The organism is Pseudomonas sp. TMW22091 (assembly GCF_022496705.1).
GTDB lineage: Bacteria > Pseudomonadota > Gammaproteobacteria > Pseudomonadales > Pseudomonadaceae > Aquipseudomonas > Aquipseudomonas saxonica.
This window is the reverse complement of sequence record NZ_SCFI01000002.1, coordinates 303,698-325,586: the sequence shown is the minus strand read 5'-3', so window position 1 is coordinate 325,586 and position 21,889 is coordinate 303,698. Positions and strand designations below refer to the sequence as shown.

Below are 21,889 nucleotides of genomic sequence, written 5' to 3'. Positions count from 1 at the left end.
TTTCCCACGCAGAATGTGAACCGCCCCATGCCTAACTGGAACCATTACGTACAGCGCGTCCTTGAATTGATGAAGCGCTATCCAGGGCTGATCGCGGTGTTCGGCTTTTTCTCGGGCGTGGGCAGTTTTATTCTGGTAGACCGTCAGCAAGGCATGGCCCGCTGGATCGCGGTCATCCTGTTGGTGAGCTGGGTTTGGCTCATGCTGGAAAATACCTTTACGCAGTTGTTCACTCGGGTGTTCAAGCGCGAAATCCCGCCCCCCCTGCTGCGCTATGCCACACAGATGATCCATCAGGAGAGTCTGTTTTTCGTCTTGCCGTTTTTCTTCATCACCACGACCTGGAACAGCGGCCAGTTGGTGTTTACCGGACTGCTCGGTGCCAGCGCACTGGTCACCATTACCGACCCTCTGTATTACCGATGGCTGGCCCCCCGGCGCTGGCTGTTTTTGGCGTTGCATACGCTGGCCCTGTTTGCGGCGCTGCTGACAGCCCTGCCCATCATCCTCAACCTGACCACTTCAGAGAGCTACAAGTTGGCACTGGGGGCCGCCGTACTGCTTTCAATCCCAAGCTTGGCCGTCAGCTTGCCCCTTAAAACCTGGCGCGGCTGGTTGGTACTGCCTTTGATCGTATTGGCGCTGGGCAGCACCGGCTGGCTGCTACGCTCCTGGGTGCCGCCCGCCACGCTGTGGATGACCGAAGTGGCCGTAACCACGCAACTGCAAGACCGCACACCGGGTGACAGCATCAAGCAGATCAGCGTGAGTGAGCTACGCAGTCGCGGGTTGTACGCCTACACATCAATCAACGCCCCTCGGGGCCTGAATGAGCGGATTTACCACGTATGGCAGCTCAATGGTCAGGAAGTAGACCGCATTGCGCTGGACATCCATGGCGGGCGCAAAGAAGGCTATCGCGCCTGGACCCACAAGCAGAACTTCCCGCCCAACCCGGTGGGTCGCTGGCAAGTGAGGGTACTGACAGAAGACGGGCAGATGATTGGGGTCTTGCGCTTCAGGGTTAACCCAGATCAATCGCCAGCGCCTGATACTCAGGCAAACTGAGGCACTTTTTCGAGACTGTGCTATTACATAGAGTCTGCGTTTAAGCGTATTGAGCATGGAGCTGACGACCATTACAGCCACGGCGGGCACTGCCCAACTAGACACCTCAAGCAATCCGGCGCGGCTGCGACTCAGCGGCGACTGGACGCTTGCTCATTACACCAACCTCAAACAGCAAACCGAGCAACTCGCTGGCCAATACGACGCCCAGACGTCGATTGATCTGGACGAAGTCTCGAACATCGACACCGCCGGGGCTTCATTGCTGGTTGAGTTGCTGGGTGCTGAGCGCGTCAGTCAATTGACCGAGACCGCACAGACACTTCCCGCTGCCGATCGGGCCCTGCTGCAAACGGTTTACTCGTCCATGCGCGACTTTTGCGTGCCGGTCAAAACGGTTCAGCAGAATGTCATTACTCAGTTGTTGTGCCGAATTGGCAGCGCCGTCTACAAGCTTTGGCAGGACACGCTGCAACTGCTGGGCTTTATCGGTCTGATCCTGCAAACCCTGGCGCGCAATCTGCTTCGGCCCACGCAGTGGCGCATTACCCCCGTGGTTGCGCATATCGAACAAATTGGCCTCAATGCTGCGCCCATCGTCATGTTGCTGACCTTCATGGTGGGCGCCGTGGTGGCCTTTCTGGGGGCTACGGTGCTGGCCAACTTTGGTGCCGGCATTTTTACCGTCGACCTGGTGGCGTTTTCCTTCTTGCGCGAATTTGGCGTATTGCTCACCGCCATCCTGCTGGCAGGCCGCACAGCCAGCGCCTTTACGGCACAAATCGGCTCGATGAAAGCCAATGAAGAAATTGATGCCATCCGCACCCTGGGCCTTGACCCAATGGACCTGCTGGTTTTGCCAAGGGTGCTGGCCCTGTTGATTGTCCTGCCCTTGCTGACCTTTCTGGCAATGATGGCCGGCATCATCGGCGGCGCCGTGGTCTGCGTGGTCTCGCTGGGCATCTCGCCCGACATGTTTATTTCAATGCTGCACTCCGACATCAGCGTCAAAAACTTTCTGGTCGGCATGGTCAAGGCACCGTTTTTCGCCTTTCTGATCGCGGCAGTGGGGTGCCTTGAAGGCTTTAAAGTCAGCGGCAGCGCTGAGTCGGTGGGCGAACACACGACGTCCAGCGTGGTGCAATCGATCTTTATCGTGATTGTGCTCGACGCGGTAGCGGCGCTGTTCTTTATGGAGATGGGCTGGTGAAAAGTCCAACGCGAACGCCCGGCGAGGCGGTCATCGAGGTACGAGACCTGTGCAATCGCTTTGGCACCCAGAGCGTGCACGAGCATCTGGACCTTGATGTGTATAAAGGGGAAATATTGGGCGTAGTCGGCGGCTCGGGTACCGGCAAATCGGTATTGCTGCGCAGTATTGTCGGCCTGCGGCGGCCCAATGAAGGGCAAGTGCGCGTGTTCGGGCAAGACTTGATGAGCCTGCCCGAAGAACAGCGCTCCAAGCTTGAGCGACGTTTCGGCGTGTTATTCCAGATGGGCGCGTTGTTTTCATCGCTGACCGTGACCGAGAACATCGCCCTGCCCTTGATCGAACACGCTGGTTTGAGCCGCCCTGACGCCGAACACCTGGCACTGGTCAAATTGGCGTTGGCCGGGTTGCCGCTGGTGGCGGCCAATAAATACCCGTCCGAACTGTCTGGCGGGATGATCAAGCGTGCGGCACTGGCCCGAGCGCTGGCGCTGGATCCGGACATCCTGTTTCTCGATGAGCCTACGGCCGGCCTGGACCCGATTGGCGCAGCGGCATTTGATCAACTGATTCTAACCCTGCGCGATGCGCTGGGTTTGAGCGTGTTTCTGGTCACTCACGACCTCGATACGCTGTACACCATCACTGACCGGGTGGCGGTGTTGTCACAGAAAAAAGTGTTGGTGGCAGCACCGATCAGCGAGGTCGAGAACTTCGACGACCCTTGGATTCATGAGTATTTCCATGGCCCCCGTGGCCGCGCCGCGTACGAAGCGGCAACCCAGCGCAAGGAGCATTAACATGGAAACCCGCGCCCATCATGTACTGATTGGCTTGTTCACCGTTCTGGTCGTGGTGGGCGGCATGCTGTTTGGCCTGTGGTTGGCCAAATCGAGCATGGACAACACCTTCAAGGACTACGAAGTGGTGTTCAACGAGGCTGTCAGCGGCTTGTCCAAAGGCAGTTCGGTGCAATACAACGGCATCAAGGTAGGCGATGTCATTGAACTGCGCCTCGATGACAAAGACCCGCGTCGGGTTTTGGCATTGATTCGCCTGGCCGCCAACACGCCCGTCAAGGTCGACACCAAGGCCAAACTGGCACTGACCGGTGTAACGGGAACCTCGATCATCCAGCTCAGCGGGGGTGACCCCAACAGCCCACCTCTCAAAGGCAAAGACGGCAAGTTGCCCGTGATTGTTGCCTCGCCCTCGCCCATTGCGCGCTTGCTCACCGATGGCACCGACGTGATTTCCAACGTCAATATGTTGCTGCACAACGCCAACAAACTGTTCTCGCCTGAAAACGTCGACAGCTTTGGTAAAACGCTGAGTAATCTTGAACAGACGACGTCGGCCATTTCGAGCCAGCGTGGCGATATTGCCCAAACGCTCAAACAGCTTTCGCTTGTTGGCAAGCAGGCCACGGCAGCGCTGGAGCAAACCACCACGCTGATGCGCAACGCCAATGGCATTTTGAATACCAAGGGCCAGCAGATGTTCAGCGACGCGGGTCAGGCGATGAAATCGCTGGAGCAGAGCACTCAGACCATCAATACGCTGATCAACAACAACGAGGATTCGCTCAACAATGGCATGCAAGGGCTTAACCAGCTTGGCCCAGCGGTCAATGAACTGCGCGAAACGCTGAGTACGTTGCGCGCCATTTCGCGGCGACTGGAAGCCAATCCAAGCGGTTTCTTGCTGAACCGCGAACAGACCAAGGAATTCACGCCATGATCCGTCCCAATCGCCTTGCTGGTTCAGTGTTTTTGGCTGTAGGCCTGGGCTTGCTCAGCGCTTGTTCGATCTTGCCCAAGCCGCAACTGGTCGACCAGTACATCCTGCCCAGCGCACAAGCCCCCGTGGCCAGCCGCAGCGGTGCAGTCAACTGGTCGCTGCGGCTCGACAAGCCGATGGCCAGCCTGGCGCTGAACAACCAGAACATCGCCGTCGTACCGCAGAGCAATCTGGTCAGCTATTACAAGGGCGCACGCTGGAGCGACCCCGCACCGGCGCTGGTGCGTAACCGACTGCTCGATGCCTTTTTGCAGGATGGCCGAATTAAAGGCCTGAGCACTGATGACAGTAACTTGCAGGCCGACTATGAGTTAGGCGGTGAGCTGTTGGCGTTCCAGACCCATTACAACGGTAACAACCCTGAAGTACTGATCCAGTACAACGCACGGCTGGTGCGCACCAGTGACCAGCGCGTGATCGGCTCCAAACGATTTGATGTTCGCCAGCCGTTGAATGATCCAAAAGTGCCGAGCGTGGTAGCCGGCTTCGGTCAGGCCGCTGATGTGATGTCTGCACAAGTGGTTCAGTGGGTCATACAGCAGGGGCAAGGGCAAAAATCACTAAAACCTTAGTGGGCAAACCCACGCCCTGCCGCCGGATGATTCTCACGGCTGAGTCGAATCCTGCCCCAGCCACTTTGAGACAAAGCGGCCAGACGACCGTCAGCTTTGATGCGCTGCAGAGCCTTGTTCAAGCTGGCCTGGAAGGCGGGATTACCTTTCTGAAACGGGATGCTCAGGTTCACTTGCGACTGCAAGTAGGTGTAGCTGTAGGGTTCGGTGAAGTCGAAGCGAGCCTCATGTTCAGGGGGCAAAGCGGCAGGGACAATGGCCACGTCGTATTTGCCGCTTTCTACACCTGACAGCAGGTCATCGTTGTCCGTGATCAGAAGCGAGGGTTTAACCTCCAGCTCTTTGGCCAATAATTCCCCCAGCTCCACGTCGAATCCCGTTAACCGGCCCTCTTGCTTGAAGCTGAAAGGGGCCAGGTCGGCGCTCAAGGCAACACGCAGTTCGCCACGGTCGTTCACCTCGTCGATCAACTCTGCTTGAGCAAAAGGGCTCGCCAGCGGCAATAAAAGCATAAGTCCCGACAGAAAACGCATGGTCACTCCTTTGAATGTGATGCAGCGATTGGCACTCAGCGTGCGCTTTGCTTTATGTTGTTCGAATGCGGCGTTTGACAGCGTTTTGCCAAAAAGTTGTCTTACCCCCACGCATTTCGCAAAAAACCGGAGAAATAAATGAAAGCTCTACTGTCTCGTGTTGCGCTGGCTTCAATGCTGATGGGCGCCTCGGTCATGGCCACTGCAGCTGGCCTGGAATCCGAGCCGGCTCCAAAAGGTGCCAAGGTGTTTATCATCGAGCCTAAAGACGGTGCGACCGTTGATCAAACCTTCACCGTCAAGTTCGGCATCGAAGGCATGCCTTTGGCACCCATCACCGAAGCCACCCCGCACGCAGGCCATCACCATCTGCTGATCGACGTTGACCAACTGCCCGCTGAAAACGCGCCCATCCCGGCAGATGCCAACCACATCCATTTCGGCAAAGCCCAAACCGAAACGCAAGTGACCCTGCCACCGGGCAAACACACCTTGCAGCTGGTGCTGGGTAACCAGGTTCACGTGCCCTTCAAGCCAAGCATCGTGTCGGAAAAAATCACGGTTAATGTGAAGTAAGGTTTCGCCCATAAAAAAGGGAGACCCGAGGGTCTCCCTTTTTCAATGAAGCGCAATCAGAACAATACGCGGCAACGAATAGTGCCATTGATCTTTTGCAGCTTCTCTTGCGCCAGGTCCGAGGACTCGGCGTCGACGTCGATCACTACGTAGCCAACTTTCTCATTGGTTTGCAGGAACTGGCCGGAGATGTTGATACCGTTTTCGGCGAAGACCTTGTTGATCTCGCTCATCACACCCGGAATGTTTTCGTGGATGTGCAGCAGGCGGTGCTTGCCAGGGTGAGCAGGCAGGGCAACTTCCGGGAAGTTCACCGACGATACGGACGTACCGTTGTCGCTGTACTTGACCAGCTTTTCTGCCACTTCCAGACCGATGTTAGCTTGCGCTTCAGCGGTGGAACCGCCGATGTGCGGAGTCAGGATCACGTTGTCCAGACCACGCAGCGGGCTTTCGAACACGTCGTCGTTGGAACGCGGCTCTACCGGGAACACATCGATTGCCGCGCCGATCAGGTGTTTGTCCTTGATCGCATCGGCCAGCGCGTCCAGTTCAACCACGGTGCCACGTGCCGCATTGATCAGAATGCCGCCCTTTTTAATGGCACGGATTTCTTTCTCGCCGATCATCCACTGAGTCGCTGCGGTTTCTGGCACGTGCAAGGTCACGATATCGGACATGCCCAACAGTTCGTGCAGATTGCCGACCTGTGTCGCGTTGCCCAACGGCAGCTTGGTCACGGTGTCGTAGAAGAACACCTGCATACCCAAACCTTCAGCCAGAACAGACAACTGAGTGCCGATCGAACCGTAGCCGACGATGCCCAGTTTTTTGCCACGGATTTCAAAGGAGTTGGCAGCGCTTTTGATCCAGCCACCACGATGGCAGGATGCGTTCTTCTCAGGGATGCCACGCAGCAACAGGATCGCTTCAGCCAGCACCAACTCAGCCACCGAACGGGTGTTGGAGTAAGGGGCGTTGAAAACAGCGATACCGCGTTCGCGAGCAGCGTTGAGGTCTACCTGGTTGGTGCCAATGCAGAAACAACCAACAGCAACCAATTTCTTGGCGCAGTCGAACACTTCTTCGGTCAGCTGGGTACGAGAACGGATGCCGATAAAATGGGCATCAGCGATCTTTTCCTTCAGCTGGGCTTCAGGCAAGGAGCTGGTGATGTACTCGATACTGGTATAACCAGCCGCTTTAAGTACTTCAACAGCCGATTGGTGGACGCCTTCCAAAAGAAGGAACTTGATCTTGCTCTTATCGAGAGAAGTCTTGCTCATCTGCGTAAACCTGTGTCCCAGAGAAAAATGGCAGGGAATTGGACAGCCTGAGCTGACCTGACCGGCGAGAATCCTGCACCGAGAATCGTCCTACGGCTCGATTCTGCGCGGGGGCCGTATGCTAGCATAAGCGCCCCGCTAAACACCCATTCCTGCGACGTGAAGCGTTCTCAGGATGACCATGAATTGTTCGAGAGTTCTGTTGATGACCCATCCTGCCGTAATTGAAGAGCTAAAGACCCTGGTTGAACCTGGAAAGGTTTTGACCGACGCCGATTCCCTCAATGCATATGGCAAGGACTGGACCAAGCATTTCGCCCCTGCGCCCGTGGCCATTGTGTTCCCCAAAACCACCGAGCAAGTGCAAGCCATCGTGCTCTGGGCCAACACTCATGACGTGGCACTGGTACCTTCGGGCGGGCGCACGGGTTTGTCCGCAGCGGCGGTGGCGGCCAATGGCGAAGTGGTGGTGTCGTTCGATTACATGAACCAAGTGCTGGACATCAACCTGACCGACCGCACGGTGGTTTGCCAGCCAGGCGTCGTGACCCAACACCTGCAAAATCTGGCCGAAGAAAACGGCCTGTACTACCCGGTAGATTTCGCTTCGGCAGGTTCCAGCCAGATTGGCGGCAACATCGGCACCAATGCCGGTGGTATCAAGGTGATTCGCTACGGCATGACCCGCAACTGGGTGGCGGGCATGAAAGTCGTGACCGGTAAGGGCGACGTGCTTGAGCTCAACAAAGACCTGATCAAAAATGCCACGGGCTATGACATGCGCCAGCTGTTTATCGGCGCCGAAGGTACGCTGGGTTTTGTGGTCGAAGCCACCATGCGCCTGGATCGCGCGCCTAAAAATCTGACCGCGATGGTCTTGGGCACGGCGGATTTCGATTCCATCATGCCGGTGTTGCACGCCTTCCAGAACAAGCTTGACCTGACGGCCTTCGAGTTCTTCTCAGACAAGGCGCTGGCCAAGGTCATGGCACGCGGTGATGTACCTTCGCCCTTTGACACTGACTGCCCGTTCTACGCCCTGCTGGAATTTGAAGCGACCACGGAAGAAGTGGCCAATGCGGCGCTGGAAACGTTCGAACACTGCATGGAAGAAGGTTGGGTACTCGATGGCGTGATGAGCCAGAGCGAGACCCAACTGCAAAACCTGTGGAAATTGCGCGAGTACATCTCCGAGACCATTTCCCACTGGACGCCGTACAAAAACGACATTTCGGTGACCGTCTCCAAAGTCCCGGCGTTCTTGAAAGAAATTGACGCCATCGTCGGCGAACATTACCCGGACTTCGAAATCGTCTGGTTTGGTCATATTGGCGACGGCAACCTGCACCTGAACATCCTCAAGCCTGAAAACTTGAGCAAGGACGAGTTTTTCGCCAAATGCGCCACGGTGAACAAATGGGTATTTGAAACCGTCGAGAAGTACAACGGTTCAATCTCGGCTGAACACGGTGTGGGCATGACCAAACGCGACTACCTGACTTACAGCCGTTCGCCGGTAGAAATCGAATACATGAAGGCGCTCAAAGCGGTATTCGACCCTAAGGGCATCATGAACCCCGGCAAGATTTTTGCGGTTTAACCTACAACACTGATCACGTAGCAGCGGCCGCAGGCCGCGTTCGATTGCGCAGCGATCGTACACCCTGAGAACACGGTTAGGCAGGCCACTGCGGTTTTCCCATTTCGACGGCTACGCCGCCGGACGCAGCCTGCGGCAGCTGCTACGAGATCACGTTCAGTCCTTTGAAGCACCCATCAGCGGAGTCGGTCAATGAGCTATCAGCACCAGTATGTCGACGGTACCCGGATTCACTTTCCTATCGGCAAGGTGGTCTGCATCGGGCGTAACTACGCCGAACACGCCAAAGAGCTGGATAACCCGATCCCGACTGAACCCCTGCTTTTTATCAAGCCGGGCAGTTGTGTGGTCGCGCTGGACGGTGGCTTTGCCATTCCTAAAGATCGCGGCTCGGTGCATTACGAAGCCGAGATTGCAGTGCTGATCGGCAAGCCACTGTCGAATAACCCAAGCGCTGAAGAAGTCCTGGACGCCATCTCCGGTTTCGCCCCCGGCCTGGACCTGACCCTGCGCGAAAAGCAGGCCGAGCTCAAAGGCAAAGGCTTGCCGTGGGAAATCGCCAAATCCTTTGACGGCGCCTGTGTGCTCGCACCTTTCGTGCAAAGCAGCACCTTCGCTGACCTCACTGACATTGGTATTCGCCTGACCATCAACGGTGAAGTCGTTCAGGACGGTAACAGCTCCATGATGCTTAACCCGATCGTACCGATGATTCAGCACATGGCGTCGTGCTTCTCGTTGCAAGCCGGTGACGTGATCATGACCGGCACCCCGGCGGGTGTCGGCCCGCTGAATGTGGGCGATAAGTTGATCCTTGAGTTGCCGGGCGCGAGTCGTTTCGAAGGCACCGTGGGTTAATACGGGATTAAAGGCCTCCCCTTTCCATAACGGGAAAGGGTGAGAGCCCTCCTGCCATAAACCTTCCATTTCGTATGGTCTGCTGCGCAAACGCTGGGTTAGACTCCTTGGTCCCTGCCAACCCGCCCAGTGAAGCTTTCCGATGCTCGAACAGTACGTTAAGAAAATCCTCACCTCGCGCGTTTATGACGTTGCCGTAGAAACGCCCCTGCAAGCTGCCAATCAGTTGACTGAGCGTCTGGGCAATCAGATTTTGCTCAAGCGCGAAGACTTGCAGCCGGTTTACTCGTTCAAGATTCGTGGCGCCTATAACAAGCTGATGCACCTGAGCGACGCCGAGCGCGCCTGTGGTGTGGTCACGGCGTCGGCGGGTAACCACGCGCAAGGCCTGGCACTGGCCGCCAAGGTACTGGGAGTCAAAGCCACCATCGTCATGCCTAAAACCACGCCCGAGATCAAGATTGAAGGCGTGCGCTCACGTGGCGGCATCGTGGTGTTGCACGGCGACTCATTCCCCGAGGCATTGGCCTATTCGCTCCAACTGGTCGAACAGGAGGGCTACGTTTACGTTCACCCCTACGATGACCCGCACACCATTGCCGGGCAGGGCACCGTGGCCATGGAAATTCTGCGCCAGCACCCAGCCCCTCTGGACGCGATCTTCGTGCCTGTGGGTGGCGGCGGGCTAATTGCGGGTATTGCGGCGTATGTGAAATACCTGCGGCCTGACATCAAGATCATCGGCGTCGAGCCCGATGACTCCAACTGCCTGCAAGCGGCGATGGCCGCGGGCGAACGTGTGGTGTTGCCGACAGTAGGGATCTTTGCCGACGGCGTGGCCGTGGCGCAGATTGGCCAGCACACCTTCGACATTTGCAAAAACCATGTGGATGAAGTGATCACGGTGAGCACCGATGAGATCTGCGCCGCCATCAAGGATATCTTCGACGATACCCGCTCGATCACCGAACCTGCCGGCGCTTTGGGCGTAGCAGGGATCAAAAAGTACGTTGAGCAACGTGGGGTGCGCGGCCAGACACTGGTGGCTATCGACTCCGGAGCCAACGTCAACTTCGACCGTTTGCGTCATGTAGCAGAACGCGCCGAACTGGGCGAAGGCCGCGAAGCCATCATTGCCGTGACCATTCCTGAAGAACCGGGCAGCTTCAAAGCCTTCTGCCAGGCCATTGGCAAGCGTCAAATCACCGAGTTCAACTACCGGTATCACACGGGCAGTGAAGCGCACATTTTTGTCGGCGTGCAGACGCACCCGGTCACTGACCCACGCAGTGCATTGCTGGGCAGTCTGGCGGAGCAGGGTTTTCCGGTGGTTGATTTGACGGACAACGAGCTGGCCAAGCTGCACATTCGTCACATGGTGGGCGGGCACGCGGCCAAGGTCAGTGACGAGCTGCTGTTCCGCTTTGAGTTCCCTGAGCGGCCGGGTGCGCTGTTCAACTTCCTCAACAAGCTGGGGGGGCGCTGGAATATCTCAATGTTCCATTACCGCAATCATGGCGCAGCAGATGGCCGTGTGATGGCGGGCCTGCAAGTACCGGCAGACGAGCGTCATCTGGTGCCGGCGGCGCTGGCTGATATCGGCTACCCGTATTGGGATGAAAGCGACAATCCGGCGTATCAGCTGTTTCTTGGCCGATAGCCGCTACGCTGAATGAAAGGCTCAAGGAATAACTCGCATGGAAACCTTCACTGCGTTGAAGCTGCTGCACGGCGTCTCGACACTCCTGTTGTTTGTCAGTGCGCTTGCGTTATTGATAGTGATCATTCGGCGCTGGCGGGCGGGCGATAAACATCTCGCGGGCGGTGCCTTGCGGCGTCCGTGGGGGTTTGTATGGGCGTTGATGGGGCTGTGCCTGCTGGCATTGCCTGTCAGCGGCTGGTTTCTGGTGCACATGGCGGGCTGGCCGCTGAGTCAGCTGTGGTTGCTGGCCGGGAGTGTTTTGTACCTGCTGGGCGGCCTGAGCTGGCTGTGGCTGGTGGTGCGGCTTAATCGCCTGCGACTGGGCCGAGTGGCCAAACACCCGGGGTTTAGCGTGGTGCTGGCGGTGTTTTGTGCCCTGTGCTTTATCGCCATTGCTGGGTTGATGGGCGCCAAGCCGGTTTAAAGCCCCTCCCTCACCCCAACCCTCTCCCAAAGGGAGAGGGGGCTGACTCGGTGGCGTTGCGCAAATCTGCTTTCACTTTTAATCCCCTCTCCCTGCGGGAGAGGTGGCTTAAGTCAGTAGCGGTACGCAAATCTGCTTTCGCTTTTAGTCCCCTCTCCCTCTGGGAGAGGGTTAGGGTGAGGGGCTTTTGCAGTTAATCGCGCAAGGAAATCACTGGCCAACCGCGCTTAAGGGCCTCAGCCCGCAAGTTCGGATCAGGATCAACCGCCACCGGATGCGTCACTTGCTCCAGCAACGGCAAATCGTTCAGCGAGTCGCTGTAAAAATAACTGTCATCCAGAGTGTGGCCGTTTTCAGCCATCCAACGCGTAAGGCGAGTCACCTTGCCCTCGCGAAAACACGGCACATCCGTGACCTTGCCGGTGTAACGCCCCTCAATCATTTCGCATTCAGTGGCGATCAAATGTTCCACGCCCAGCTTCTGCGCAATCGGTGCCGTGACCACTCGATTGGTCGCCGTGATGATGACCAGCGTGTCACCCGCCTGGCGGTGCTTATCCAGCAAGGCAATGGCTTTGGGCAACATCAACCCTTCAACCCGGTCACGCATGAAATCACGGTGCCACTGATCCAGTTCAGCCCGATCAGTACGGCCAAAAATAGCCATGCTGAAATTGAGGTAAGCCTCGTTATCGAGCTTGCCGGCCAGGTAATCCTGATAAAACTCGTCGTTACGCGCCTTGTAGGCCGCACCATCGAGAATGCCGCGTTCGCACAGGTAATCGCCCCATGCGTGGTCGCTGTCGCCGCCTAAAAGGGTGTTGTCCAAGTCGAATAAAGCCAGACGCATTGCAATTACCCGCGCACTTGTCAGTAGAAAGCCCACAAGAATACGGTCTTTTCATAAGAGTGCACATAAGGCAGGAAGGCGCGTTGCTGCTTTAACAACCTTTGTGGAACAATGCGGCGACATGCGTTTGCGAGGTTGTTGCCGTGATCGACCCCGATGGTTTCCGCCCTAATGTCGGGATTATTCTGACAAATGATGCTGGTCAGGTACTTTGGGCTCGCCGAATCAATCAAGACGCGTGGCAGTTTCCACAGGGCGGTATCAACCCTGACGAAACGCCGGAAGACGCCTTGTACCGTGAGCTGAACGAAGAAGTTGGCCTTGAACGCGAAGATGTTGAAATACTCGCCTGTACGCGAGGCTGGTTGCGCTATCGTTTGCCGCAACGTCTGGTCCGTACCCACAGCCAACCGCTGTGCATCGGCCAGAAACAGAAGTGGTTTTTGCTGCGCCTGGTCTCTAACGAGCAACGGGTGCGGATGGATTTGACCGGTAAACCGGAATTCGATGGCTGGCGCTGGGTCAGCTATTGGTATCCGTTGGGCCAGGTGGTGACATTCAAGCGCGAGGTGTACCGTCGCGCTCTCAAAGAGCTTGCCCCGCGCCTTTTAACGCGCGCCTGACACGGAGTTCGACCCCGAGCCATGCTCAATACGCTGCGCAAGATCGTCCAGGAAGTTAACTCCGCCAAGGATCTCAAGGCGGCGTTGGGCATTATTGTGCTGCGCGTCAAAGAGGCGATGGGCAGCCAGGTCTGCTCGGTCTACTTGCTTGACCCGGAGACCAATCGCTTCGTTCTGATGGCCACCGAGGGCTTGAACAAGCGTTCGATCGGCAAAGTCAGCATGGCGCCCAACGAAGGCCTTGTCGGCCTGGTGGGCACCCGCGAAGAACCCCTGAACCTCGAAAACGCCGCCGATCACCCACGCTATCGCTACTTTGCTGAAACCGGCGAAGAGCGCTACGCCTCCTTTCTGGGCGCACCGATCATTCACCACCGCCGTGTAGTCGGGGTGTTGGTCATCCAGCAAAAAGAACGCCGTCAGTTCGATGAGGGCGAAGAAGCCTTCCTCGTCACCATGAGCGCGCAGCTGGCCGGGGTGATCGCCCACGCTGAAGCGACGGGATCGATTCGCGGGCTTGGGCGTCAGGGCAAGGGCATACAAGAGGCCAAGTTTGTCGGTGTACCGGGGTCACCCGGCGCAGCAGTGGGTACGGCGGTGGTCATGCTGCCACCCGCCGATCTGGATGTGGTGCCGGATAAAACCATTACCGACATTCCGGCTGAAATCGCCCTGTTTAAAACGGCCCTCGAAGGCGTTCGCAGCGACATGCGCGCGGTGTCGAAAAAACTCGCCACTCAGTTGCGACCCGAAGAACAGGCGCTGTTCGACGTGTACCTGATGATGCTCGACGATGCCTCGCTGGGCAGCGAAGTCAAAAATGTGATCAAGACCGGCCAGTGGGCACAGGGCGCGTTGCGCCAAGTGGTCACGGATCACGTTAACCGTTTTGAATTGATGGACGACGACTACCTGCGTGAGCGGGCGTCGGACGTACGTGACCTCGGGCGCCGTCTGCTGGCCTATTTGCAACATGATCGCCAGCAATCCATGGTCTACCCCGACAACACCATTCTGGTCAGCGAAGAACTGACCGCAACCATGCTCGGCGAAGTGCCTGAAGGCAAGCTGGTCGGTCTGGTCTCCGTATTGGGTTCGGGCAACTCCCACGTGGCGATTCTGGCCCGGGCCATGGGCATTCCAACGGTCATGGGTCTGGTCGACCTGCCGTATTCCCGGGTCGACGGCATTCAGATGATCGTCGACGGCTATCACGGCGAGGTCTACACCAACCCCAGCGACGTGCTGCGCAAGCAATACGCCGAGGTGGTCGAAGAAGAGCGTCAGTTGTCCCAGGGGCTCGACGCCCTGCGCGAGCTGCCCTGCATCACCCCGGACGGCCATCGCATGCCGCTGTGGGTCAACACCGGCCTGCTGGCCGATGTTGCCCGGGCGCAGCAGCGAGGCGCTGAGGGCGTAGGTCTGTACCGCACCGAAGTGCCGTTCATGATCAATCAGCGCTTTCCGAGCGAAAAGGAGCAGTTGGCGATTTATCGCGAACAACTCGCCGCCTTCCATCCGCAACCGGTGACCATGCGCAGTCTGGACATTGGCGGCGACAAGTCACTGTCGTACTTTCCGATCAAGGAAGACAACCCGTTCCTGGGCTGGCGCGGGATCCGCGTGACCCTCGACCACCCCGAAATTTTCCTGGTCCAGGCCCGCGCCATGCTCAAGGCCAGTGAAGGCCTGAACAACCTGCGCATCTTGCTACCGATGATTTCTGGCACCCACGAGCTCGAAGAAGCCCTGCACTTGCTGCACCGTGCCTGGGGCGAAGTGCGTGACGAAGGCACCGATGTACCGATGCCGCCGATTGGCGTGATGATCGAAATCCCGGCAGCGGTGTACCAGACCAAAGAGCTGGCGCGCCAGGTGGATTTCCTGTCGGTGGGCTCCAACGACCTGACCCAATACCTGCTGGCCGTCGATCGCAACAACCCGCGAGTCGCCGATTTGTACGACTACCTGCACCCTGCGGTGTTGCAAGCCTTGCAATCAGTCGTGCGCGACGCCCATGCCGAAGGCAAGCCGGTGAGCATATGTGGCGAAATGGCCGGTGATCCGGCGGCCGCCATTTTGCTCATGGCAATGGGCTTTGACAGCCTGTCGATGAACGCCACCAACTTGCCAAAAGTGAAATGGATGCTGCGTCAGGTCAGTTTGAGCCGGGCGAAAGAATTGCTGGCCGAAGTCATGACCATCGACAACCCGCAGGTCATTCGCAGCACCGTGCAACTGGCCCTGAAAAACATGGGCCTGACCCGCATGATGAACCCGGCAGCCATCAAGCCTTATTGAAACGCGCCCTCTGTATGACAGAGGGCTGCTCTTTCAAGCTTCAAACAGAATGGGGCAGTTCGCAGCGCCTTCCAGCTTTTTCAGTTCCTCCACCACCTGTGGGCGTGCGCCTCGCAAGGTCAAGCTGCGCCCCGTCTCGCGCAGTCGCCTGGCCTCCTGATGCAGCATTTCAACCCCCGAATAATCGATAAAGTTGATGTGCTGCGCTTCAATCACCACCCGCACGCCCTGGGTACGTTGCAGGCGCACTTGCAAGTAATGGCTGGCACCAAAAAAAATCGAACCGCCGACTCGCAATACCTCTTCATCCCCCTCCCGCCAGCGCTGAATGCGAGGCCGTGACGTACGTTTGAGATAGAAAAACAGCGAGGCCAGCACCCCGGCATAAATCGCCGTTTGCAGCTCCAGCAACAAGGTGGCCACACCCGTCAGCGCCATGACCGCGAACTCGGCCCGGCTTACCCGCCACAAAGCACGTATGCCTCGCGTGTCCACCAGCCCCCAACTGATCAACAAAATACCGCCCGCCATGGCCGGAATCGGGATATGGGCAATCAGTTTTGCCCCGGTGACGGCAAACAAAGCCACCCACAGCGCTGAAAACACCCCGGCCAGCGGCGACCGGGCACCGGCCTCAAAGCTCAACCCTGAACGGGTAAAGGAGCCTGAAGACAGGTACCCGGAGAACAGTGCACCGACAACATTGGATAAACCCTGTGCGCGAATTTCCTGATTGGCATCGAGCATTTGTTGCGAACGCGCGGCTAACGAGCGTGCAATCGACAAGCTGGTCACCAGCCCCAGCATCCCCACCGCCACTGCACTGGGCAGCAGGCGCAGTATGGCCTCCAGATCCAGTGGCAACGGGCTGAAGGGCGGCAGGCTTGCGACAAACGACTGCACCAGCCGTACATGCCCAAACACCTGCGGCCAACACCACACCACCAGGCTGGCACTGACCAGCGCAATCATTAAGCCCGGCCAGCGCGGCAGCCAGCGCTTGAACACCACCCCCACCAGCAGTGTTGCCAGCGCCAATCCCAGCGAAGCCGAATCAAACTCGCGCATATGGGCAAGCAGTGTCATCAAGCTGTCGAGGGCGGTTGCCTTACCCGGTATGTCCAGCCCCAGCGCATTGGGTAACTGGCCCAAGGCGATCACCACGGCGGCACCCAACGTGAACCCAAGTACCACTGAGTGCGAGACAAAATTGGCCAACGCGCCAAACTTGAGCAGGCCCATCAGCCACTGAAAAATACCGGCCAAAAACGTCAGCAGCAGGATCAAGCCAATGTAATCCTGCGAGCCGGGCACGGCCATCGGGCTGACGCTGGCGAACAGCACGATCGAGATCGCCGCCGTGGGGCCGCAAATCAAATGCCACGAAGAGCCCCACAGGCAGGCAATGATCACCGGCACAATCGCCGCATACAGCCCGTATTCCGGAGGTAACCCGGCAATCAGCGCATAGGCGATAGATTGCGGCAACGCCAGAATCGCCCCGCTCAGACCTACGACCGCATCACGGCCAACGCTGGCGCGGGTTTGCTTGGGCAACCACGATAAAAATGGCAGGATGTCAGCGCGGTTGGGCCAGGCCATAAGGGTCTCGTTAAACATATTCAGGCAGAACCCTATCATGCGCCAACGCTTGTATGGGTTCACGATCCAGAGGTGAACATGCACCGAATCAAGGGTTACCACGCGCACATCTATTTCGACGCCTCCACCCTCGAACAGGCACGCGCCATGTGCGAAGAGGCCGCGCTGCTCTTTGGCGTCACCCAGGGCCGGGTCCACCAGCGCCCGGTCGGCCCGCACCCGGACTGGAGCTGCCAACTGGCCTTCGGCCCCGAATTGATCACCGTGATGTTGCCGTGGCTGGCGCTGAATCGGCATGGGCTGGTGGTGTTCCTGCACCCTGAAACCGGTCACGATCTACTCGACCACACCGACCATGCCATCTGGATGGGTGCGATTCGGCCGTTGAACCTGTCTATTTTTTAACCAGCCGCACACCCTTTCAAAATTTTTTTCGTCCGGTAAAACGCCCGTCTTTCCCTACCAACCGCAAATCTCTGATAGCCCCAGCCTATAACGGCTGAACGTTGATCATGGCCATGTGTCATACCCTCCCATGAGCTAACGTATTAGACGCGTAGCCGTGGGCAGCGATTAGTTCTAAAAAGCCATTTATGTTTAACTTGAATGCTTGTTCAAGTTAAACCGGTGGTCCGCTGCCCGCTCATAACAGGAGGCTAACCTTTGCCGAATTTGCTCTTTTTGCCCGCGTTTTACCTTTACAAGGTGCACATCCAATGAGTGCCCCAAGCACGTCTGAGACGTCTGTCATACGCATGAACCCGCCGGTGTTTTACTTTGCTGCCGCGTTCATTCTGATCTTCGGTGTGGTGGTGATCTCCATGCCCGCAGCGGCCGGTGAATGGCTGCTGGCTGCACAAAACTGGGCGGCCAATACGGTCGGCTGGTACTACATGCTAGCGATGACCCTGTATCTGATCTTCGTGGTCGTCACCGCCTTGTCCGGCTACGGCAAGATCAAGCTCGGTGCCGACCACGACGAACCTGAGTTCAGTTACCTGTCCTGGGCGGGGATGTTGTTCGCCGCCGGGATCAGCATCACGCTGTTTTTCTTCTGTGTCTCTGAACCTCTGACCCACATGCTCGCCCCGCCCCAAGGGCCAGCCGGTACGTCAGAAGCTGCACGCCAGGGCATGCAGCTTCTGTTCTTGCACTGGGGTCTGCATGGCTGGGGCGTGTTTGCCTTTGTCGGCATGGCGCTGGCGTACTTTGCCTACCGTCATAACCTGCCGTTGGCCCTGCGTTCGGCGCTGTACCCGCTGATTGGCAAACGTATCAACGGCCCCATCGGTTACGCCGTGGACGGCTTTGGCATCATCGCCACGGTGTTCGGGCTGGGCGCGGACATGGGCTTTGGGGTGTTGCACCTCAATTCTGGCCTCGACTACCTGTTTGGTATTCCGCATACCCAATGGATACAGGTCGGCTTAATCACCCTGATGATGGGCGCGGCCATTCTGGTGGCCATTGCCGGCGTCGATAAAGGCGTACGGGTGATGTCCGACATCAACATGCTGCTGGCCTGTGCGCTGCTGCTGTTTGTGTTGTTCGCAGGGCCGACCCAACATTTGCTCAATACCCTGATCCAGAACATCGGCGATTACTTGGGCGCATTGCCCGTGAAGAGTTTCGATGTGTATGCCTATAACAAACCAAGCGATTGGTTGGGCGGCTGGACGGTGTTCTATTGGGCCTGGTGGATTGCATGGTCGCCGTTTGTGGGCCTGTTTATTGCGCGTATTTCCCGTGGCCGCACCATCCGCGAGTTCGTCTTTGGCGTGCTGCTGATTCCGCTGGGCTTTACGTTGGCGTGGATGTCGATCTTCGGCAACAGTGCCATCGATCAAGTGCTCAACCACGGCATGGTTGCCTTGGGCCAGTCGGCCATTGATGACCCGTCGCGCACCCTGTACTTGCTGCTGGAAACCTATCCGTGGAGCAAAACCGTGATCGCCGTGACGGTGTTCATCAGTTTTGTGTTCTTCGTGACCTCGGCCGACTCTGGCACCGTGGTGCTGTCTACCTTGTCGGCGCGTGGCAATAATGCTGACGAAGACGGCCCTAAATGGCTGCGGGTATTCTGGGGCGCAATGACGGCGCTGGTGACCAGTGCACTGTTGTTCTCGGGCAGCATCGACGCGCTTAAGTCGGCGGTCGTGCTGACGTCGCTGCCGTTCTCGTTGATTCTTTTGCTGATGATGTGGGGGCTGCACAAAGCGTTCTACCTTGAGTCGCAGAAGAAAATCGCTCAGACGCACTCATTGGCGCCCGTGTCTCACTCGCGCCGTGGCGGCTGGCGTCAGCGCTTGAGCCAGGCCGTGCACTTCCCGTCACGTGACGAGGTGTACCGCTTTATGGACTCCACCGTGCGCCCGGCCATTGAAGAGGTGAGCGCGGTGTTCCGCGAAAAAGGCTTGAGCGTTGTCACCCAGCCGGACCCGGCCAACGACAATGTCAGTCTGGAGATTGGTCATGGCGAGGAGCACCCGTTCATCTACCAGGTACAGATGCGCGGTTACTTCACACCGTCGTTCGCACGCGGTGGCTTTGGTAAAAAAGAACAACTGCGCAACCGCCGTTATTACCGGGCGGAAGTGCATTTGGCCGAAGGCAGTCAGGACTATGACCTGACGGGCTATACCAAAGAGCAAATCATCAACGACATCCTCGACCAGTACGAGCGGCATATGCAGTTCTTGCACTTGGTGCGTTGAGGTAACGGCTGACCCTCACCCCAACCCTCTCCCAGAGGGAGAGGGGGCTGATCGATGTGTTTTTGGATTCAGCGCATGGGCTTCAGATTGCGGACGGTTTTCACCATTCGCCCATCGAGCCCCCTTTCCCTCACCCCAACCCTCTCCCAGAGGGAGAGGGGGCTGATCGATGTGTTTTGGGATTCAGCGCATGGGCTTCAGATTGCCGACGGTTTTGGCCATTCGCCCATCGAGTCCCCTCTCCCTCTGGGAGTGGGGGCTGATTAGTGGTGTTCTTGTAGCCGCGTGCGGTCTGTCCCCTCTCCCTCTGGGAGAGGGCTAGGGTGAGGGCTGGCGACAGACCCTTCCCTGACTTGTGTGGGACACGGCTCGGCCTGTGTAGGGCCTATTGTGGCGTCAGAGGCGGCCTGCCTATAGTCCGCCGTCGCTGACAATCAGCGATCAGGCGTGCAAGCCTGCACCTACCAATTTCAACTTTCCGTCACGCTTGATAGGCTCTGCGCCTGCAACTTGCGTTATGGCAGTTGTGCGCGGGAGATCCTCGGGTCTGCCGGGTGGGTAGGTAACCGGTCTTGCACACCCGCGCACAACGGCCACCCACTTTCTGCGTGCAAGCTGATTGAAGTGGCTCCTTTTTATTATTAGGAGTTAGACCATGTCGCATTACCTTCCACAAACCGACAACCCCGCCGATTCAAACGTTTTATTGATCGATACCCGTGCCCCGCTTCACGCCCTGCTGGCGTGCGCAGAACAGCGCATTCAGGCGGCCAAGAATCTGCTGCGCTGCCTCTCACACATAAACGCTTACAGCAGCGACCCCCACGATTTAAGCGCCGTGTGCGAGGCCTCCTCACTGTTGTTGCAAGAAGGCTGCGACGTGCTGGGGGTTCTGGTCATGCGAGAAATGTAACGTCAGGCTCAAGCGGTTGCGACAAAAGCCCGGTGCATGTCTGCCAACGTCTCGAAATGATACGTGGGCGCAAACGAACTCAACTCTTCAAAGCTGCCAAAACCGTAGCCCACGGCGGCCGCGTCCATGCCGTTGTCCCGCGCACCGATCAGATCGTGCTTGCGGTCGCCGATCATCAAGGTGTGTGCCGGATCGAGGCCTTCGAGGGTCATCAGGTGCTTGATCAGCTCCACCTTGTTGGTGCGGGTGCCGTCCAGCTCACTGCCGTAAATGACCTTGAAATGCTTGCCAAAGTCGAAATGACGGGCAATTTCACGCGCGTAAATCTGCGGCTTGGAGGTGGCAATAAACAGGTTACGGCCCTGTTCATTCAGCGCTTCAAGCAACGGCGTAATGCCTTCAAACACCTGATTCTCATACAGCCCGGTCACCGCGAAACGCTCGCGGTAATACCCCACCGCTTCCCACGCCTGCGCTTCAGTGAAGGCATAGAATTCCATGAAGGCTTGCAACAGCGGCGGGCCAATAAAGTGCTCCAGCCGGGTCAGATCAGGCTCTTCGATGCCCATTTTGCTCAAGGCAAACTGGATCGAACGGGTGATCCCCTCACGTGGGTCGGTGAGGGTGCCATCGAGGTCGAACAAAACGTTTTGATAGTGCATGCAGGGCTCCAAAAAATGCGTTTAAACCGGCTGGTCGTAGCCTTCGGCCAGATGCTGATCTTTGAGTTTCACGTAATTGCCCGCACTGTAGGTGAAGAAGGCCTTTTCTTTGTCGCTCAGCGCGCGCACCTGTTTGGCCGGGCTGCCTACATACAGAAACCCGCTGACCAGACGCTTGCCCGGTGGCACCAGGCTGCCCGCGCCCACGATCACGTCATCTTCAATCACCGCACCGTCCATCACAATGCTGCCCATGCCGATCAAAATACGGCTGCCGACGGTGCAGCCGTGCAGCATCACTTTGTGGGCGATGGTCACGTCATCGCCGATCCATAACGGGAAACCCTCAGGATTGAAGGGCCCGGCATGGGTGATATGCAACACACAGCCGTCTTGCACACTGGTGCGCGCCCCGATACGGATGCGGTGCATGTCGCCACGAATAACGGTCAGCGGCCAGACCGAACTGTCGCTGCCAATCTCGACGTCGCCTATCACCACGGCCGAGCGGTCAACGAAGACACGCTCACCCAAGGCCGGTGTGTGCTGCTGAAATGGACGAATGGACACAAATAGCTTCCTTCTTTAGCCGTAA

At 57.7% G+C, this 21,889-nt stretch carries 21 protein-coding genes; 15 read left to right on the top strand and 6 right to left on the bottom strand.

Annotated elements, in window-relative coordinates:
* Positions 1-27 precede the first annotated feature (27 nt).
* The 5 genes from EQV93_RS05235 to EQV93_RS05215 are packed head-to-tail and all read left to right on the top strand — an operon-like array spanning position 28 to position 4,650.
* The gene (locus EQV93_RS05235; RefSeq protein ID WP_122781944.1) at positions 28-1,068 is read left to right on the top strand and encodes a DUF5924 family protein; all 1,041 of its coding nucleotides are present in this window, start codon (positions 28-30) and stop codon (positions 1,066-1,068) included.
* 55 nt (positions 1,069-1,123) lie between these two features.
* Positions 1,124-2,278 carry an ABC transporter permease gene (locus tag EQV93_RS05230; RefSeq protein WP_240891010.1) on the top strand — a complete coding sequence of 385 codons (1,155 nt, stop codon included), beginning with the start codon at positions 1,124-1,126 and terminating at the stop codon, positions 2,276-2,278.
* The gene (locus tag EQV93_RS05225) at positions 2,272-3,078 is read left to right on the top strand and encodes an ABC transporter ATP-binding protein (RefSeq protein ID WP_272492548.1); all 807 of its coding nucleotides are present in this window, start codon (positions 2,272-2,274) and stop codon (positions 3,076-3,078) included. Before EQV93_RS05230 ends, EQV93_RS05225 begins: the two co-directional genes overlap by 7 nt.
* Position 3,079: 1 nt before the next feature.
* Complete coding sequence (locus EQV93_RS05220; RefSeq protein ID WP_122781947.1) at positions 3,080-4,018, top strand: MlaD family protein; 939 nt, start codon at positions 3,080-3,082, stop codon at positions 4,016-4,018.
* Positions 4,015-4,650: an ABC-type transport auxiliary lipoprotein family protein gene (locus EQV93_RS05215; RefSeq protein WP_240891009.1), complete on the top strand. Its 636-nt coding sequence runs from the start codon at positions 4,015-4,017 to the stop codon at positions 4,648-4,650. The genes EQV93_RS05220 and EQV93_RS05215 overlap by 4 nt, the downstream gene beginning before the upstream one ends.
* On the opposite strand, the gene EQV93_RS05210 is transcribed toward EQV93_RS05215, so the two are convergent.
* Positions 4,647-5,183: a transporter substrate-binding domain-containing protein gene (locus EQV93_RS05210; RefSeq protein WP_240891008.1), complete on the bottom strand. Its 537-nt coding sequence runs from the start codon at positions 5,181-5,183 to the stop codon at positions 4,647-4,649. The genes EQV93_RS05215 and EQV93_RS05210 overlap by 4 nt on opposite strands.
* A 138-nt stretch (positions 5,184-5,321) precedes the next feature.
* Between EQV93_RS05210 and EQV93_RS05205 the strand changes: the two genes are divergently transcribed.
* On the top strand, positions 5,322-5,759 hold the full coding sequence (locus tag EQV93_RS05205; RefSeq protein WP_240891007.1) for a DUF4399 domain-containing protein: 438 nt from the start codon (positions 5,322-5,324) through the stop codon (positions 5,757-5,759).
* 56 nt (positions 5,760-5,815) lie between these two features.
* Here the strand turns inward: EQV93_RS05205 and serA are convergent, their stop codons facing one another.
* Positions 5,816-7,045, bottom strand: coding sequence for a phosphoglycerate dehydrogenase (gene serA, locus EQV93_RS05200; protein WP_048381242.1), 1,230 nt, complete (start codon positions 7,043-7,045; stop codon positions 5,816-5,818).
* A 205-nt stretch (positions 7,046-7,250) separates the two neighbouring features.
* Here serA and EQV93_RS05195 point away from each other — a divergent pair, with 205 nt between their 5' ends.
* The 4 genes from EQV93_RS05195 to EQV93_RS05180 all read left to right on the top strand — a co-directional run bounded on the left by EQV93_RS05195 (position 7,251) and on the right by EQV93_RS05180 (position 11,629).
* Positions 7,251-8,645, top strand: a complete 1,395-nt coding sequence (locus EQV93_RS05195) for an FAD-binding oxidoreductase (RefSeq protein ID WP_122781951.1) — start codon at positions 7,251-7,253, stop codon at positions 8,643-8,645.
* Positions 8,646-8,837: 192 nt separating this feature from the next.
* Entirely contained in the window at positions 8,838-9,503 is a 666-nt protein-coding gene (locus EQV93_RS05190; protein WP_240891004.1) for a fumarylacetoacetate hydrolase family protein, read from the top strand.
* A 142-nt stretch (positions 9,504-9,645) separates the two neighbouring features.
* Complete coding sequence (ilvA, locus tag EQV93_RS05185) at positions 9,646-11,163, top strand: threonine ammonia-lyase, biosynthetic (RefSeq protein WP_240891003.1); 1,518 nt, start codon at positions 9,646-9,648, stop codon at positions 11,161-11,163.
* A 37-nt stretch (positions 11,164-11,200) separates the two neighbouring features.
* Positions 11,201-11,629 (top strand): DUF2269 family protein, encoded by a 429-nt coding sequence (locus EQV93_RS05180; RefSeq protein WP_122781954.1) that lies wholly within the window; start codon positions 11,201-11,203, stop codon positions 11,627-11,629.
* A gap of 193 nt (positions 11,630-11,822) precedes the next feature.
* On the opposite strand, the gene EQV93_RS05175 is transcribed toward EQV93_RS05180, so the two are convergent.
* Complete coding sequence (locus tag EQV93_RS05175; RefSeq protein WP_122781955.1) at positions 11,823-12,479, bottom strand: HAD family hydrolase; 657 nt, start codon at positions 12,477-12,479, stop codon at positions 11,823-11,825.
* A gap of 143 nt (positions 12,480-12,622) precedes the next feature.
* On the opposite strand from EQV93_RS05175, the gene EQV93_RS05170 reads away from it, so the two are divergent.
* Both EQV93_RS05170 and ptsP read left to right on the top strand, forming a co-directional pair.
* Positions 12,623-13,102 (top strand): RNA pyrophosphohydrolase, encoded by a 480-nt coding sequence (locus EQV93_RS05170; RefSeq protein WP_019828104.1) that lies wholly within the window; start codon positions 12,623-12,625, stop codon positions 13,100-13,102.
* A 21-nt stretch (positions 13,103-13,123) separates the two neighbouring features.
* Positions 13,124-15,403 carry a phosphoenolpyruvate--protein phosphotransferase gene (gene ptsP, locus EQV93_RS05165; RefSeq protein ID WP_122781956.1) on the top strand — a complete coding sequence of 760 codons (2,280 nt, stop codon included), beginning with the start codon at positions 13,124-13,126 and terminating at the stop codon, positions 15,401-15,403.
* Positions 15,404-15,436: 33 nt separating this feature from the next.
* Here ptsP and EQV93_RS05160 read toward each other — a convergent pair whose 3' ends face one another.
* The gene (locus tag EQV93_RS05160; RefSeq protein ID WP_240891001.1) at positions 15,437-17,005 is read right to left on the bottom strand and encodes a SulP family inorganic anion transporter; all 1,569 of its coding nucleotides are present in this window, start codon (positions 17,003-17,005) and stop codon (positions 15,437-15,439) included.
* 78 nt (positions 17,006-17,083) lie between these two features.
* Between EQV93_RS05160 and EQV93_RS05155 the strand changes: the two genes are divergently transcribed.
* The 3 genes from EQV93_RS05155 to EQV93_RS05145 all read left to right on the top strand — a co-directional run bounded on the left by EQV93_RS05155 (position 17,084) and on the right by EQV93_RS05145 (position 20,632).
* Entirely contained in the window at positions 17,084-17,410 is a 327-nt protein-coding gene (locus EQV93_RS05155; protein ID WP_122781958.1) for a DOPA 4,5-dioxygenase family protein, read from the top strand.
* Positions 17,411-17,721: 311 nt separating this feature from the next.
* Positions 17,722-19,719, top strand: a complete 1,998-nt coding sequence (gene betT / locus EQV93_RS05150) for a choline transporter BetT (protein WP_122781961.1) — start codon at positions 17,722-17,724, stop codon at positions 19,717-19,719.
* 655 nt (positions 19,720-20,374) lie between these two features.
* On the top strand, positions 20,375-20,632 hold the full coding sequence (locus tag EQV93_RS05145; protein WP_122786301.1) for a hypothetical protein: 258 nt from the start codon (positions 20,375-20,377) through the stop codon (positions 20,630-20,632).
* Between the two features lie 8 nt (positions 20,633-20,640).
* On the opposite strand, the gene EQV93_RS05140 is transcribed toward EQV93_RS05145, so the two are convergent.
* Both EQV93_RS05140 and EQV93_RS05135 read right to left on the bottom strand, forming a co-directional pair.
* The gene (locus EQV93_RS05140; RefSeq protein ID WP_122786300.1) at positions 20,641-21,294 is read right to left on the bottom strand and encodes an HAD family hydrolase; all 654 of its coding nucleotides are present in this window, start codon (positions 21,292-21,294) and stop codon (positions 20,641-20,643) included.
* Positions 21,295-21,315: 21 nt separating this feature from the next.
* Positions 21,316-21,864 carry a gamma carbonic anhydrase family protein gene (locus tag EQV93_RS05135; protein WP_240890999.1) on the bottom strand — a complete coding sequence of 183 codons (549 nt, stop codon included), beginning with the start codon at positions 21,862-21,864 and terminating at the stop codon, positions 21,316-21,318.
* Positions 21,865-21,889 lie beyond the last annotated feature (25 nt).